The following is a 15,564-nucleotide window of genomic DNA, read 5'->3' as shown; positions in this document are numbered from 1 at the left end:
CAGCATGCCTCACCGCGAACGTTTGCCAGCTGGGCGTGATGGGGAGCGGACCGCGGTTCACGCCTGAAGATCGAGCACGCTCATGTTCTCAGGACAGGTGTCGATGAGGCGAACTGCATACGCGGCCGATGCGCGGCGTGCGTCGCCGGCGTTCTGGAAGGGTGTCCTCTGGGCAAGTCTGAATACGCGGCTGCGCGACGTCCCCTCTGAACTTTCCGGTTCCTGAATACGGACGGCCGCATCGAATCCTTCCCCGTAGTTATGTCCGCCCCCTGCTGCAGTGGGGCGATGCGGATAGACGAGCGGGTAAATTTCGAGCCCACGGTAGAAACGGAGCACTGTTGTCATGGCTTGCCTTTGCGGCCGCATCACTACGCGGCAGATTGTGGACGGAGTGCGAGCGACTGAATTCAGTCTCCACACGGGTGGCTGCGATTATTCGGCCTGCGAAGAAAGCGAATGGTCCGAATCCTGCCGGAAGGGCGGCTGGGGGATGTGCCGGGAACGGCCGTGGGGCGTCGGTGACTTCATACTACGCCCATTGATGCCTTTGTACAGCGAAACTTCCCGACTCCTATCCCGCTTGCGATGCGCGTGCGGCCAGACGATGACAGCAGTGCGCCAGGTACGGTGGTGACCGGGCCCAGCCTGCGTCCGCATCCGGCAGGTCAACGACGGCGAAACGCGCTCCTTTGCGTTGCGCCGCCGCTGCGTTCGTCCTTGTGCCGAAAATTGATGCGTCCTTTCGTGAGGTCGTACATCGAGAGTTCCAGCGTGACCCTGTCCCCGGCAAGGATGCGGATGTGATTCTTGCGAATACGTCCGGACGCGTACGCGCCGACCACGATGCCATTGTCGAGCGTGACGCGGTAGCGGCTGTCCGGAAGCACTTCTTCAACGATACCGTCGAGTTCCAGCAGTTCTTCTTTTGCCATTCAGGGGTCCTGGTTAATTCGCCTGCCATCGATGCGCGATGCTTTTCGAGGGCAAGCTACGGGCGTCGACAGTCACTCACCGCACGATGGTGAGAGGTGCGCGGGCGATGAACGGCCACGCGTCAGGGACGTCATGGTCTTCGCCCCATCCGGGCGGCGAGTCCTGCAGATAAATGGAAGAGTCAGACGCAGGAGGCAGCTATTCCGGTCCGGGCGGATAGGTGCACGTCCAACGAATAGGGTTGTCGCCGGGCTCACCGGGCGATCAGTTGGGGGAGGATTCGCAAGGAGCACAACGGAGATCTTGTTGTGCAACGTACGGGGCGAATCGATTTTCTATTGTAACCGAAGACGGCAATCCCGTGCACCTGTTACGCCCGCGTATTTGCCTTGTGCGCGCGCAGCATTCGGCGCACCATGGGTCAGGGAATCGGTTAGGGAATCGTACTTTCGATCTCGCGACGGTCTTCCCAATTCTGGCTGGGAGGGCCTATGGAAACGCGCCTCGACACGTTTAATGGTTGGAAAATGAGGGCAGCAGTCGAAAGCAGGCTTACTTCGAAGGGCGAGGCAAAGTATTACATCGTCGAGCCCATCACGTACGCAGAGCACTCTGGAGGCATTCCGCGGACCGAGGCGGAAGTTCGCGGCCAGGGTGGGCCGTTTGATAGTTCGGACGAAGCGTTCAGCGCCGCCTTCAAGCGTTGCCGGCACGCCATCGCGAGCGCGATTAGATTGCGCAATCTCGAAAGCTTCCGCTAGAGCGCCTTTATACCCTCGCTCGCGAGGCTGGCTTCGGATTGATATTCAAGGCTGCATTCTGCAGGCAACATACCAAAGGGACCAGGGAGTCTGGAATGCCGAAATCGAAATACGCTGCCTACGAGGCTGCCGATCCTTACTTCAATCTGGTTCGAGGGGCGCTCGGTGACCTTGTCGATGGGGAGCACTTCTTCGACATCGTTGCGGACGATGTCGTTTACGAGGTCCTCTACGACCTGGGCTGGCCCCGCGTTATCAAAGGACGAACCGGCCTGATGGCTGCATTCAAAGGCTACGTCGACAACATCGCGCTTCAATCTGCCGACAAGTTGATTACCCACGAGACAAAAACCGGCTGTGTCATCGAATACGAGGTTCATGGAACCATCCTCGCCACAGGCGTGAAATACAACAACCGGTTCTGCTCAATCATCAAGATCGAAAACAGAAAGATCACGCATTGGAGAGACTACATGGACTCCCATGCAGCCTGGAGCGCAATGACCGGGAAGCAATAGATGTGTGGAGGGTACACGACCGCCATGCAAACAACTAATCCATTCCCTGTTTCAACGCCCCGCTAATCCACCGTTCTTCGGAAGCCATGAGATGTGCGCGCATCGCTGTTTGTGCTGCGATAGGGTCGCCGGCCTGCAAAGCCTTGAGCACAGCCTCATGTTCCTGCACGGCCGCCGTCCAGGTTTGGGGACTTTCCGCATGACCTCGCATGGCGGCTGCGATCGGATCATGGCGGCTGTCGAATAGCTCTCCCATATAGCGGCTGAGCACCGAATTGCCCGCGGCTTCCGCGATCAACATGTGGAATTGCCGGTCCGCCTCAACTGGCGATTTGCCCGCTGCCGCGAGTCGGCGCATCCGCTCGACTGTGCGGCGTAACCGGTCCAGCATGGCTGCGGTCATATGTGCCGTGGCAAGCACGATCACACTGCCTTCGATGGCGGCTCGTGCCTGCATCAATTCCGATGGACTGTCGCCTAGCGCGCCCACTGTGCCTGCGGCGTCCTCACCCGCCTCGCAGACATAGACGCCCGATCCCATTCGTATCTCGACCTGGCCGCCGATCTCGAGCGCGATCAATGCCTCGCGTAGCGACGGCCGTGACACGCCCAGTTTCAGCGCGAGTTCACGTTCGGGCGGCAAACGCTCTCCTGGCGGAAATTCACCCTGACGGATCAACGCGAGGATTTGAGTGGCGACGGATTGGTAAAGCCGCTTGGGTTCTGTCGATTTCATCGTTTGGGTGAAAGGGGTGCCGCGGAGGACCATGCAGCCTGCGTCAAAGTCTAGCACGGCGGCTCGCAATCATTGATTTGCAAGCGATTGCCGTGCCTATTGGGAGTCTCCAGGGGTTTCTACCATTGGTAAGATCAGTATATGTAAATCACTATTGGCTTGACCGAAAGAGGGAATTTGGCTTTAATTCACCTAAATTGGACTGACCGCGTGCAGGCACGGTTGGTCGGACATGGAGACGCAATGACAGTGCCGCGCAGTCCATCAAGCCTTGCCGCTGTCGATCGGAGTGAACCGGGACGGGAGATCCTGCGCCTCGAAGGCGTCGTGAAGCGATTTCCCGGCGTAGTGGCCCTCGATGGCATTCGTCTGGACCTTCGGGAAGGGGAGGTTCACGCGGTCTGCGGCGAGAACGGAGCGGGCAAATCGACATTGATGAAAATCATCAGCGGCCAGTACCCGCCTGACGAAGGCACCATGCGTTTTCGCGGTGCATCGGTCCGCTTCGGTTCGACGTCCCAGGCGCAGGCCGCGGGCATTGCGATCATTCACCAGGAACTGAACCTCGTTCCACATTTGAGCGTGGCGGAGAATCTCTACCTCGCACGCGAGCCGAAGCGCGGACCGTTCGTCGATACCCGCAAGCTCAATGCGGACGCAGTGCGCTGCCTGCAACGCATCGGCCTGGACGTGCTTCCCACGACGCTGGTGGGCACGCTGTCGATCGCACAGCAGCAGATGGTGGAAATTGCGAAGGCGCTTTCGTTCGATTCGAACGTGTTGATCATGGACGAACCGACGTCCTCCTTGACCGAATCGGAAACGGCCCAGCTCTTTCGAATCATTCAGGAACTCCGCGCGGCTGGCGTGGCGATCCTTTACATCTCGCATCGCCTCGACGAGATGGCACAGATCGTAGATCGCGTGACGATCCTGCGCGATGGCCGGCATATATCGACTGACGATTTTGCAGCGTTGACGGTGAATGACATCGTCGCGCGCATGGTGGGGAGATCTCTTGACGACGCATACCCTGCGCGGCAATCCATGCCCACCGAAGATGTGCTGCTCAGCGCGCGGGATCTGCGCCGCAATGGCGTATTCGGCCCCGTGTCATTCGAGTTGCGCAAAGGCGAAATCCTCGGTTTCGCAGGTCTCATGGGGGCGGGGCGCACGGAGGTCGCCAGAGCGGTCTTTGGTGCAGACAGGCTGGATGAAGGGACGCTCGAGTTGCTCGGTAATCGCGTAACGATCCGCTCGCCGCGCGAAGCGATTCGGCATGGCATTGCTTACCTGTCGGAAGACCGCAAACAGGAGGGCCTCGCGCTCGGCATGTCGGTTGCCGCGAATATCACCCTTTCGAACGTGGGGGGCATCTCGTCTCGCACGGGCTTCCTGCGCTTCGATGAAGAAGCCGCAGTCGCGCGTCGCTATGTGCATGACCTGGCCATTCGCACGCCTTCGGTTGCGCAGATCGTTCGCAACCTGTCGGGCGGCAATCAGCAGAAGGTCGTGATCGGCAAATGGCTTTACCGAGGGTCGAAGATCCTGTTCTTCGACGAGCCCACGCGCGGCATCGACGTAGGCGCGAAGTTCGCCATTTACGGGCTGATGGACCGGCTCGCCGCGAACGGTGTGGGTGTCGTACTGATCAGTTCGGAGTTGCCTGAGTTGCTTGGAATGACCGATCGGATCGCCGTTTTTCATGAGGGCCGGATAGCGGCCGTTCTTGAAACGAAACAAACCAGTCAGGAGGAGATCATGCACTTCGCTTCGGGGCGTTCACATGCTTGAAATGACATCGGATCGTAGCCAGCCCCCGGATCGCTCGGCTCGGCAGCGGCGCCGCGACCTCATTCAGAAATTCGCGGCTCTTGGCAGCCTGGTTGCACTTGTGATTGCATTCTCGGTCACCAGTTCGGCATTCTTTTCTGTGGGCAACATGATGACCGTCAGCCTGCAGGTGACCTCGATCGCCTACCTCGGCGTCGCCGCGACGTGCGTCATCATCACAGGCGGAATCGACCTCTCGGTCGGCTCGGTGCTTGCGCTCGCGGGTGTTTCGGCCGCGTTGCTCGCGAAGGCCGGTATGGCGGTGCCCCTCGCCATGCTTTGCGGAGTGCTCGTAGGTGCGCTGTGCGGATACGTCAACGGGATCTGTGTGACGCGAATGGGATTGCCGCCGTTCATTGCGACGCTCGGCATGATGCTGGTCGCCCGAGGTCTCGCTCTGCAAATTACCGGAGCCCGGCCGGTCTCGGACCTTGGCAACGCGTTTGGGGTTCTCGGCAACGGCGCGTTGTTCCGGGTTTCCCATATCGGCGCGGATGGATTTCCGGACACGACGTTTCCAGGCATTCCCTATCCCGTCGTCATCATGATCGTGTTCTTCATCGCAGGCGCCATCCTCCTGTCGAAGACTTCGCTCGGCCGGCATATCTACGCGGTCGGCTCCAACCCTGAAGCGGCTCGTCTCTCCGGTGTCGACGTTCGGGGCGTGACGATGTTCACCTATGTGCTTTCCGGCGCGTTGGCCGGCGTGACGGGTTGCGTGCTGATGTCGCGTCTCGTGACCGGCCAGCCCAACGAAGGCGTCATGTACGAGCTCGACGCGATCGCCAGTGCCGTGATCGGCGGAACGTCGCTGATGGGCGGCGTAGGCACGATTTCCGGCACCGCCATCGGCGCGTTCGTCATTGGCGTGCTGCGCAACGGCCTGAACATGAACGGGGTGTCGAGTTTCATCCAGCAGATCATTATCGGCGTCGTGATTCTCGGTACCGTCTGGATCGATCAATTGCGCAGCAGGAAGCGTTAGTCAAACGTAGTTCAACCACGAAAAAAGAGGAGCGAGACATGCGGAAGCTTTCGATTTTTGCGGCATCGGCGTTGTTGTGCGCGGCGTTCAGCACGGGCGCGTATGCGGCAGGCGGCGAGATCGCCGTCATCGTCAAGACGGTCAATTCGAACTACTGGCAAAACGTGCAGAAAGGCGCGAATGCCGCACTCGGCGAAGCGAAGGGCTACACGATGACCTTCCAGGGGCCGGCCGCGGAATCCGATATTACGGATGAAGTGAACATGGTCGAAAACGCAGTCAACCGGCACGTCGCGGGCATTGTGCTCGCACCGTCGGATCCCGATGCGCTCGTGCCGGCCATCAAGAAAGCGTGGGAGGCGCACATTCCCGTCGTGTTGATCGACTCCGCACTGTCCGATGCCGGCAAGCAGTACTACCAGTCGTTCTTGTCGACCGACAACGAAAAGGCCGGTGAGCTTTGCGCGCAGGCGCTGATCGACCGCGTCGGCCAGACGGGAAAGATTGCGCTCATGTCCTACGTGCCCGGTGCCGGATCGGAAATCGGGCGTGTCGGCGGCTTCAAGAAATATCTCGCGGCGCATTCCAGACTGCAGATCGTCGGTCCGTACTACTCGCAGTCCCAGATGGCGACGGCGCTGAACCAGACCACCGATGTACTCTCCGCGAACCCCGATCTGAAGGGGATTTTCGGCGCAAACGAGCCGACCGCAGTCGGGGTGGGACGCGCGCTCAAACAGAGTGGAAAGGCGGGCAAAGTGGTGGCAATCGGATTTGACGGCAATCAGGATCTGCAAAACTTCGTGCGCGACGGGACGATCCAGGGGATCGCCGTTCAGGGTTCCTGGCAGATGGGATACAAGGGAATTCAGACGGTCGTCAACGTCATCGAACACAAGAGTGTCGCGAAGGATATCGATACGGGCGTCGTAATGGTCGACAAGCAAAACCTCGATTCGCCCACGGCAAAGAACGTCCTTTACTGACGATGCCGATGTTGCCGCCAATGCACCTGTTCCAGAGGGGCAAGCATGACGCTGCGTATCGATGCGCACCAGCGCTACTGGCAACCGAGGCGGTCCCCGAGGTTTCCGGCGGCAACGCAGGCAGGTTTTATCGCGTAGGCGAGCTTCTTCGCTGCGCATGATGAGTTGATCAAGAGGACATCCCTATGCTTAGCGTGATTTGCGAATCTCCGGGAGTACTGCGTGCGCAGCACTCCGACGCGCCCGTTCGAGGAGCCGGCGAGGTACTGCTGCGCGTGTCCCGCGTTGGAATCTGCGGTACCGACCTGCACATTTTCACGGGCAATCAGCCTTATCTGCAGTACCCGCGCGTGATGGGACATGAATTTTCCGGTGTGGTAGTCGAGGCGGAACCCGACTCGGGATTCGCCTCCGGCGACGGCGTCTACGTCATGCCGTATCTGTCGTGCGGGCATTGTGTTGCGTGTCGGCAAGGTAAGACCAACTGTTGCGTCGACATCCAGGTGTTGGGTGTGCATCGAGATGGCGCACTTGCCGAGTACCTCAGCGTACCTGCGCAGTTCGTTCATCAGGCCGAAGGCGTCACGCTCGATCAGGCCGCGATGCTCGAATTTCTGGCGATCGGGGCGCACGCGGTGCGACGGGCGGAGGTATCGGCCGGTCAACGCGTGCTGGTGGCCGGGGCCGGTCCGATCGGCATGGCCGCGATGATCTTTGCGAAACTGCGAGGCGCCAATGTGACTTGCCTCGATACGCGCGCTGATCGTCTGGAATTTTGCAAGGCTCAATTGAATGTAGACGCTGCCGTCGCTGTCGGCCCAACGGACACCGAACAACTTGCATCGCTGACGAACAACGAATTTTTCGATGTCGTCTTCGACGCGACAGGCAATATCGATGCAATGAACCGCGGATTCGGATTCGTGGCCCACGGCGGCAAATACACGCTGATCTCGATTGTGCCGGGGCAGGTGACGTTCTCCGATCCGGAGTTTCACAAGCGGGAGACGACCTTGCTCGCCAGCCGGAATGCCACCGCCGCCGACTTCGAGGCCGTGCTGGAAGCCATGCGTGCGGGGCGCATTCCGGATCAAGCCCTGAACACGCACCGAATGCGGCTTGCCGATGTTCCGGAGGCGTTTCCGCGTTTGCTCGAGACCGGGCAGACCGTGGTGAAAGCGTTGGTCGAGTGCTGAGCGAGTGCCATGCAATGTTCGGGACAGGCAGCATGAGTGAACCCATACTTCAGTTTGGCACGAGCCGATTTCTCCTGGCACATGTCGCGCTATTTGTGTCGCAAGCACTGGAGCGCGGCGATGCCATTGGCGGTATCAGCGTCGTGCAGACCACCGGCAATCCCGTCAGTCATGCGCGTGTCGCTGCGCTGTCGCGGCCTGGCGGCTATCCTGTGCGGATCCGGGGGAGGGAACATGGCGCGGTGGTGGACAAGGTCGTCGTCTGCGGCGGCATTCGCTCCGCGTGGATTGCCGATCGCGACTGGACGACGGTTCGCCGCGCGGCGATCGAAGACGTGCGCGTCATCGTGTCGAACACGGGCGACACGGGCTACCGCCTCGACGAGCGAGATTCGCCCGATCTGCTTTCGAATGGCGGGGCCGTGCCTCGCAGCTATCCCGCGAAACTGCTCGCCTTGCTTCACTCGCGTTGGCAAGAACGCCCCGGCGACGGCGTGTCGATTTTCCCGTGCGAATTAGTGGAGAACAACGGCGATACCCTGCGCGAGATCGTGCTCGGTCTGGCAACGCAATGGTCATTGCCCGAGCCCTTCATCGACTTCGTACGTGAAAGATGTGTCTGGGTGAACTCACTCGTTGACCGGATCGTATCCGAACCGATTGATCCTGTGGGCGCGGTGGCTGAGCCATATGCATTATGGGCTGTCGAACGACGTGCGGGAATGGAATTGCCGTGCATGCACGAGAACATTGTTCTGACGGGCGACTTGCGCAGCCACGAAAGGTTGAAACTGTTTTTTCTCAATCTTGGTCACAGTTGGCTGGCGGAGCAGTGGCTTATCGAACAGCGACCGCTGTCCGAAACAGTGCTCGATGCAATGAATGATCCGCCTATGCGTGATGAAATCGAAACCGTATGGCGAGAAGAGGTCATGCCTGTCTTCGGGGCGACGAACATGGGTGCCCAAGCCGAGGACTACCTGAGCAGCGTGCGCGACCGGTTCTGCAACCCGTATCTCGATCATCGAATTGCAGACATCGCGCAAAACCACGTAGCGAAGGTCAAAAGGCGGATACTGCCGCTGATCGAACTCGCGAACGCTTTGTCGATGCGCAACGCTCAGCCGCGCTTGCGTCGCTTGCTGACGAGGCATGGACTTCTCTGATGCGCCACTGTTTTGCACTGGATTTGAAAGTCGATCCCGAATTCATCGCCCGCTACGAGGATTACCCTCGCGAGGTTTGGCCCGAGGTGGTTCGTCACATACGTGATCGTGGCGTCCCGGTCATGGAGATCCAGGCAATGCCGTCGTTCAGCGATGGGAAAATCAGCGTACACGCGAAACGAAAAAAAGCACGGCTGCAGCTGCGCTCATGGTCCAGTAGTCGGTGGGCGCGAACCAGAACCAGTGGATATGCCACGGCACATGGGCCGGTGTAAAACGCGCGAGACCGTAAGCAGGATTGAGCACAAACCAGAGAAAGTCTTCAGTCAGCCAGAACAGGATGATGCAGGCGACGATGCGCGCCTCGGTGCGCCACGACCACTGCCAGTTGAAGAGCGGGGGCAGGTGGAAAAACAGCGCCATGAAGGGGAAGACCCAGGCGTGATACCCCGTCATTGGGCGGCCGCCCCAGAAGATATCCAGCAGCCGGTGATGTTCGATTCGCCACGTCGGCAGGTTGGCCGCCCAGCCCGCGCTACCTTCGATCTGGATTTCGACGTTGGCGAAGAAGAAGCCCAGCAGCAGGACCCACGCAATCAGCGCTGCCAGACGCAGGTCCGGGTTGAAACCGGCGCGGCTCACGTGGACGTCCGGGTGCCAGAACCGGCTGCGCTTGCGCCGCCCGGCGAACCGCAGGAAAGCGAGTCGAGCACACGGTCCAGCACGACCCGCCCTGCGAGTGGCCGCCCAAGCGGGGCAATGCGCTGGCGCATGCCGGCAAGACGTGTTGGCTCGTCCAGCAGCACGCGTATCCGGTAGAGCAGTGCGCCGATATCGACTGCCTTCAGCGCCACGCCCTGTTCGAGCAAATAATCGGCGTTGCGTTCTTCCTGCCCCGGTATCGGCGACGTGACGATCATGGGCAAATGCATCGCGAGGCACTCGGAAGTCGTGAGCCCGCCCGGCTTGGTAACGGCAAGATCCGCGCACGCCATCAGACGCTCGACCCGATGTGTAAAGCCTTGCGGGAACAGGCGCCCGGGATACTGCGCCGCCAGCGCCTGAAGCGACGCGAGCATTGCCTCGTTGCGACCCGCCAGTGCGATGAGCTGGAAATCGGCGTCCATTTCCAGCAGCCGGGCCGCCAACGTTTCGAGACCTGCGAGGCCGGCGCCGCCCGACATCATGAGGAACGTCAGACGCTTCGGGTCGAGGCCGAATTCTGCAGCACACGACACACGCTCGAGTGGCTGACCGAATGCGGGCATGATCGGGATGCCGCTCACGTTCACCGACCCGGCGGGCACGCCGCGCATGCGCAGGCGCCACGCGATTTCGTCGCTCGCGGCAAAGTAGCCGCTCATGCCGGGCACGACCCACATGCTGTGCAGATCGAAGTCGGTGACCTGCACCCACACCGGCGCCTGAACCCGACCGTGACGAATTTCGCGCGACAAAAGCTCCGCGGGCAGGAAATGCGTGCAGATAATGGCATCGGGCTCATACCGCGCAATTTCGGCCAACAGCGCCCTGCAGTTCAGCCGCTCCACGGCGCGCCGGACTTTCTGCGGCAGCGAGGCAGGATCGGCTGCGTCCGTCTTGCGGTAGAGATAGCCCCATAACGCGGGTTGGCTGGTTACGACTTCGATATAAAGATCCGTATAGAGCTTGCGAAAGGTGGCCGGCACGTAATCCATGACGTCGAGGTGCGCTGCCACGACGCCTGCGGGATGCGTCTGGGCGAAGGCAAGCAGGGCCTCGGCGGCCCGGGTGTGACCGGCGCCCGCACTGACGCTCAGCAGCAGAATTCGTTTTTCTCGCTTGACCATGTCATCGTGTCGATCCAGGCGGACTCGCCTTGATGCAGTGCACCATACTGTCGCAACGGGGTTCCGGTTGAGGAGCAAAGAATGTCAGGATAGCCGGATTATGCAAGCCGGAATCAGGATGATGCCGATGGCCGGCCGGCGCGCGGCCGGCAAAAGCCAGCCCTCACGCGCCTATTTTTCTGGAAGGCGAGGAGTCAGGCGGCCGAGGTTGAGAAACGGATATGGACCGACCATACTTCCCTGTAGCATCGCCCGAATTCACTGGATAGCGTATTACGGAGCGGATCGCGCAGGCGAGGACTCTTCAGGAGTTCGAACCTGCACGAGTGGGCCTCCAGGGCCGGCTTATGCGGCTGAAGCGCCGCTTCGCAGTAACCCTGAGCCGCAGGAGGGCAGCGATGACGACGTTGGTACGGCGATACTTCGTGTGCATCAACGGACACGAAGGCGAAGAGGTGGCGTGCGAAGACGATCAAGAGGACTTGTCCCAGTGGGAATCGATTCGCACGACCGGACTGATGGGCAACGGTACGGACTCGCACGGGTACGCATGCTATCGGTGCAAGACGTGCGGCGAGCCCATGTCGGAAACCGGGAAAAGGTGACTGATAGAAAACCTGAATTGTGGTTCGACGTTCTGCATGGACGCGCGTAATCAAATGCTGCAGCCGGAAGTTGAGAAACGGTGAGTCTGGATCATTCTTTTCATCAAACGGCTAATAGCCTTCGATGTCCAGCATCTTGCGAAACCCGATGCCCACGCGCGGGCGTCGGGTGACGGGTTGCCATATGACGGTACCCAGGCGAACCGGGCGATTGCAGCCGTGCTTACCGGAATGGAATGCGTTGTATTCGTATTCGTCATTCCATGGGCCGTGACGGCTGGCACACCCACCGACGCTGGCAGAAGTGATAGATTGTCGATTGACTCATCGTCGCGAATCAACGGCGGTAAGAAGATCCTCAAGAAAGGAGCTGCCATGTGCCGTCGATACCTCGTTGCCGCTGCCTTCCTCATCCCCGCCTTGTCGCAAGCATTCCAGCCTGTAGCGATTCCCGAATGTCGCGCAGCAGACCCTGACGCTTCCGTTCAGGAAACGATAGACGCCGCAAAATGCCGGGCGCGATGGCTGCTCGCTGGCGCCTACAACCGGACAGAAGGAGACGCGATGAGCGCGGTCTCGGAGTGCGCCGGGACATTCGACGAGGTGCTGAATCATCGGTTGACCGAGGGTGTTTCGCACGACGAGCTGGTCGTCATGTGTGCCGACACCGCGATGCACATGGGCATCATGAAACTCGACTAGTCGACGATTCTTCGTGACGCGACGCTGTCAATGTCGGTCGCGCTCCATTTCGACTTCTGCCCGCAGATTTTCTGCATCGCGATAGATGGAGGCTACGGCGACGACGCGGCCGTCTCGCTTGTAGCGCAGGAAACAGTCGCGTCCTGCAATATCGCCGTCAACGGATATCTCGTCCCAGTTCTGTGCGTGCCCGAGGTAGTTGATCGGGACATCGTAATGCTGGCTCCAGAAGAATGGCACGGCGTCGAACTTCTCACGTCCGCCAATCAGGTTCATTGCCGCCGTTTGTCCCTGGCGCTCCGCGACGACCCAGTGCTCCACGCGGATTGCCGTGCCGCTGTGCGGATCGGGCCAGCGAGCGATGTCGCCGGCAGCGAACACGCCTGGCGCGCTCGTCTGCAAGCCGGCATCGACCACCACGCCGCGGTCGATTGCGAGGCCGGCCTGCTCGGCCAGTGCCAGTCGCGGCCGCACGCCGACGCCGACCACCACCAGATCGGCTTCCAGGTTGCCGCCCGCCTTGAGCGATACCTGCTGCGTATCGATCGCGCTGGCGGTGTTTCCCAGGTGAAAGACGACGCCGTGTTCTTCGTGCAGCCGCTGTACGAATTCGCCCATCTGCGGCCCCAGCACACGTTCCATCGGGCGCTGCTCCGGCGCCACGACGTGGACTTCAAGTCCGCGCGCGCGCAACGACGCCGCCACTTCCAGTCCGATGAAGCTGGCTCCGATCACAACCGCGCGCCGGGCGTTGGCCGCGCGGGCGATGATGGCGCGGCTGTCGGCCAATGTGCGCAGGGTATGCACGTGCGGCAAATCCATGCCGGGGATCGGCAAGCGGACCGCTTCGGCTCCCGTGGCCAAAAGCAGACGGTCGTAGGGCACCTTGCTCCCATCCGCGAGTTCCACTTCCTGCGCGGCGACGTGAAGGCGAGTGACGCCGGCGTTCAGCCGCAGATCGATGCGTTGATCGGCGTAAAAAGCGTCATCGCGAAGCGGCAGCCACGCCTCGGGCGCGCTGCCGGCCAGATAGTCTTTGGAGAGGTTTGGCCGGTCCACCGGCGGCGCGTCGTCGTCGCTCAGCATCGTGAGACCGCCCGCGTAGCCGAGGCGCCGCAGACGCTCGGCAGCCGCGAAACCTGCAGCCCCTGCGCCCACGATCACGATCTTCTGTGGCGCGCCGGCCGGCGGGGTCACGGAACCCGCGGGCGGCGCTTTTTTGTGCAGCACGACAACCTGGTCGCCCCGGATCTGCGTAGCCCAGCACCCGACAGGGCCGAGCGCAGGCGCCCGCACCGCTTCCCCCGTGCGCAGACTGAAGCACGCGTGATGCCATGGACACCGTACCGTTTCTCCGACGATCAACCCCTCGGCGAGCGGGCCGTGGTAGTGGGTGCAGGCAGCATCAATCGCGAAGAATTCGTCACCGAGCCGTGCAATCAGCACCGCATCGTTACCGACATGTCCTGACAACAGGCCCGCTTCGCCGAGAGATTCGATGGGCACGCCTCGTGCCAGATCAGGACCGCTTTCATTCGATGCGTCACTACTCATGTCGGCCTCCGTGGGCACGCCGCCAGCAAGGGAATAAATTCAATGGTAGTCCACGTCGATCAGACCAGCGGCACCTGTGGCATGATTTCAAACTCTGCATTTGCCGTTTCGTTCGTATTCCACGCAGTGAAACAAGGTGGATCGATGATCGATGACGTCAACCACGGATTCAGCCGCAGCCGCCTGCACTGGCATTCGCGCAGTGCATCTCGCCGCGATGCAGCATGCGAGACGGTTACGCGCGCTGCGTGGATCACTGTCCTGATCGCCTTGTCCGGCTGCACGGTCGGCCCGGATTACCATACGCCCGCGCCGCCCGCTACCGGCACTTTCACTTCCACGCCGCTGCCCGATCAAACTGCCTCGGCGCCGGGCGCATCGGGTGTTCCGCAACAGTTCGTGGCCGGCCAGGACATTCCTGCCCAGTGGTGGACGCTCTTTCATTGCGAGCCACTCGACGCGCTGATCCGCGAAGCGCTCGCCAACAGCCCCAACGTGGCTGCGGCGCAAGCGGCGCTCAGGCAGGCCGGCGAAAATCTTCGCGCGCAAATCGGCACCACCCTGTATCCGTCCGTCGATGCGAAGGCCAATGCGACGCGCGAGAAGTTCAACGGTGTCACGTTCGGCGAGCCGCAACTCACGGAACTGCTGAACCTCTATAACGCATCCGTGAACGTGTCGTACAACCTCGACGTGTTCGGGGGCGGAAGGCGCGAGCTCGAATCGCTGCGCTCGCAGGTCGATTACCAGGGCTTCCAGTTGCAGGCGGCGTATCTCGCGTTGACCGCGAACATCGTGACGGCGGCCATCAAGGAAGCTTCGCTGCGGGAGCAGATCGATGCGACCGGGCGTATCGCCGACGACGAAGACGCGCAGCTTCGCATCATGCGCCAGCAACTCGAGCTGGGCGGCGTGAGCCGCACCGCGGTGCTGGCGCAGGAAACGCTGGTCGCGCAGACGCGCGCGGCATTGCCGCCGTTGCGTCAGTCGCTCGATCAGACGCGTCACCAGCTCGCCGTCCTTGCGGGCAAGCTGCCGAGCGATACGGACGTGCCCGTGTTCAGGATCTCGATGTTCACGCTGCCGCAAACGCTGCCCGTCAGCGTGCCGTCTTCGCTCGTGCGGCAACGCCCCGACATTCTCGCCGCCGACGCCACGTTGCATCAGGCGAGCGCCCAGGTCGGCGTCGCGACGGCGAACCTGTATCCGCAGCTCACGCTTTCCGCGAGTTACGGCCCGCAAGCGCTGACGCCCGCGGGCCTTCTTAAGTATGCCGACATGATCTGGAGCATCGGCGCAGGCATCACGCAGCCGATCTTTCACGGCGGCCAGTTGAGCGCGCAAAAGCGCGCCGCAGAAGCGGCATTCGACGAGGCCAACGCGCAATACCGCCAAACGGTGCTGCTCGCATTCCAGAACGTCGCTGACACGTTACGCGCGCTCGAACACGATGCAACCGGCCTGAGCGCACAGACGCAAGCATGGCGCGCGGCCAGCGATTCGCTCGACCTGACGCGCGGCCAGTTTCGCATCGGCGGCGTCGGCTATCTGGCGCTGCTCGATGCACAGCGTCAATACCAGCAGACCGTCGTGAATCTCGCGCAGGCGCAGGCCGCGCGCTATGCGGACACGGCGGCGCTGTTTCAGGCGCTCGGCGGCGGCTGGTGGAACGACACGGCGACGAGCCAGGCAGCCCAGCCCGCGCCGGCCACGCAGAAATGAATCCTTGTGCAATGGCGACTCCTGCCAGGACATGA

The 15,564-nt window shown here is 61.3% G+C and carries 16 protein-coding genes; 10 read left to right on the top strand and 6 right to left on the bottom strand.

The annotated features are described in order from the left end of the window. Positions 1–57: 57 nt before the first annotated feature. Both C7411_RS26365 and infA read right to left on the bottom strand, forming a co-directional pair. A complete protein-coding gene (locus C7411_RS26365) occupies positions 58–348 on the bottom strand; it encodes a hypothetical protein (protein WP_110386947.1) in 291 nt (96 codons plus the stop codon). A 320-nt stretch (positions 349–668) separates the two neighbouring features. Then, positions 669–935: a translation initiation factor IF-1 gene (gene infA / locus C7411_RS26360; RefSeq protein ID WP_110386946.1), complete on the bottom strand. Its 267-nt coding sequence runs from the start codon at positions 933–935 to the stop codon at positions 669–671. Between the two features lie 492 nt (positions 936–1,427). Here infA and C7411_RS26355 point away from each other — a divergent pair, with 492 nt between their 5' ends. Next, positions 1,428–1,697, top strand: coding sequence for a hypothetical protein (locus C7411_RS26355; RefSeq protein ID WP_133253705.1), 270 nt, complete (start codon positions 1,428–1,430; stop codon positions 1,695–1,697). 95 nt (positions 1,698–1,792) lie between these two features. After that, entirely contained in the window at positions 1,793–2,215 is a 423-nt protein-coding gene (locus C7411_RS26350; protein WP_110386944.1) for a nuclear transport factor 2 family protein, read from the top strand. A gap of 34 nt (positions 2,216–2,249) precedes the next feature. Here C7411_RS26350 and C7411_RS26345 read toward each other — a convergent pair whose 3' ends face one another. Then, positions 2,250–2,951 carry a FadR/GntR family transcriptional regulator gene (locus C7411_RS26345; RefSeq protein WP_110386979.1) on the bottom strand — a complete coding sequence of 234 codons (702 nt, stop codon included), beginning with the start codon at positions 2,949–2,951 and terminating at the stop codon, positions 2,250–2,252. A gap of 243 nt (positions 2,952–3,194) precedes the next feature. On the opposite strand from C7411_RS26345, the gene C7411_RS26340 reads away from it, so the two are divergent. The 6 genes from C7411_RS26340 to C7411_RS26315 all read left to right on the top strand — a co-directional run bounded on the left by C7411_RS26340 (position 3,195) and on the right by C7411_RS26315 (position 9,392). Beyond that, positions 3,195–4,745 (top strand): sugar ABC transporter ATP-binding protein, encoded by a 1,551-nt coding sequence (locus C7411_RS26340; RefSeq protein WP_110386943.1) that lies wholly within the window; start codon positions 3,195–3,197, stop codon positions 4,743–4,745. Next, positions 4,738–5,769, top strand: a complete 1,032-nt coding sequence (locus C7411_RS26335) for an ABC transporter permease (RefSeq protein ID WP_110386942.1) — start codon at positions 4,738–4,740, stop codon at positions 5,767–5,769. The genes C7411_RS26340 and C7411_RS26335 overlap by 8 nt, the downstream gene beginning before the upstream one ends. A 38-nt stretch (positions 5,770–5,807) precedes the next feature. Beyond that, entirely contained in the window at positions 5,808–6,755 is a 948-nt protein-coding gene (locus C7411_RS26330) for an ABC transporter substrate-binding protein (RefSeq protein ID WP_110386941.1), read from the top strand. A 185-nt stretch (positions 6,756–6,940) separates the two neighbouring features. Beyond that, entirely contained in the window at positions 6,941–7,951 is a 1,011-nt protein-coding gene (locus C7411_RS26325) for a zinc-binding alcohol dehydrogenase family protein (RefSeq protein ID WP_110386940.1), read from the top strand. 32 nt (positions 7,952–7,983) lie between these two features. Beyond that, positions 7,984–9,117, top strand: a complete 1,134-nt coding sequence (locus C7411_RS26320) for a mannitol dehydrogenase family protein (RefSeq protein ID WP_110386978.1) — start codon at positions 7,984–7,986, stop codon at positions 9,115–9,117. Continuing rightward, positions 9,117–9,392, top strand: coding sequence for an L-rhamnose mutarotase (locus C7411_RS26315; protein WP_110386939.1), 276 nt, complete (start codon positions 9,117–9,119; stop codon positions 9,390–9,392). Before C7411_RS26320 ends, C7411_RS26315 begins: the two co-directional genes overlap by 1 nt. Here C7411_RS26315 and C7411_RS26310 read toward each other — a convergent pair. Continuing rightward, positions 9,280–9,759: a hypothetical protein gene (locus C7411_RS26310; RefSeq protein WP_110386938.1), complete on the bottom strand. Its 480-nt coding sequence runs from the start codon at positions 9,757–9,759 to the stop codon at positions 9,280–9,282. The two genes, C7411_RS26315 and C7411_RS26310, sit on opposite strands and share 113 nt — an antisense overlap. Further along, entirely contained in the window at positions 9,756–10,946 is a 1,191-nt protein-coding gene (locus C7411_RS26305; RefSeq protein ID WP_110386937.1) for an MGDG synthase family glycosyltransferase, read from the bottom strand. The genes C7411_RS26310 and C7411_RS26305 overlap by 4 nt, the downstream gene beginning before the upstream one ends. 917 nt (positions 10,947–11,863) lie before the next feature. Here C7411_RS26305 and C7411_RS26295 point away from each other — a divergent pair. Continuing rightward, entirely contained in the window at positions 11,864–12,253 is a 390-nt protein-coding gene (locus C7411_RS26295; protein WP_243413352.1) for a hypothetical protein, read from the top strand. Between the two features lie 27 nt (positions 12,254–12,280). On the opposite strand, the gene C7411_RS26290 is transcribed toward C7411_RS26295, so the two are convergent. Next, entirely contained in the window at positions 12,281–13,807 is a 1,527-nt protein-coding gene (locus C7411_RS26290) for an FAD-dependent oxidoreductase (RefSeq protein WP_110386934.1), read from the bottom strand. Positions 13,808–13,951: 144 nt separating this feature from the next. Between C7411_RS26290 and C7411_RS26285 the strand changes: the two genes are divergently transcribed. After that, positions 13,952–15,529: an efflux transporter outer membrane subunit gene (locus C7411_RS26285; protein ID WP_110386977.1), complete on the top strand. Its 1,578-nt coding sequence runs from the start codon at positions 13,952–13,954 to the stop codon at positions 15,527–15,529. Positions 15,530–15,564: the final 35 nt, after the last annotated feature.

This window comes from Paraburkholderia silvatlantica (assembly GCF_003096715.1).
Taxonomy (GTDB): Bacteria; Pseudomonadota; Gammaproteobacteria; order Burkholderiales; family Burkholderiaceae; genus Paraburkholderia; species Paraburkholderia silvatlantica.
This window is presented reverse-complemented; position numbering and strand designations above follow the sequence as displayed.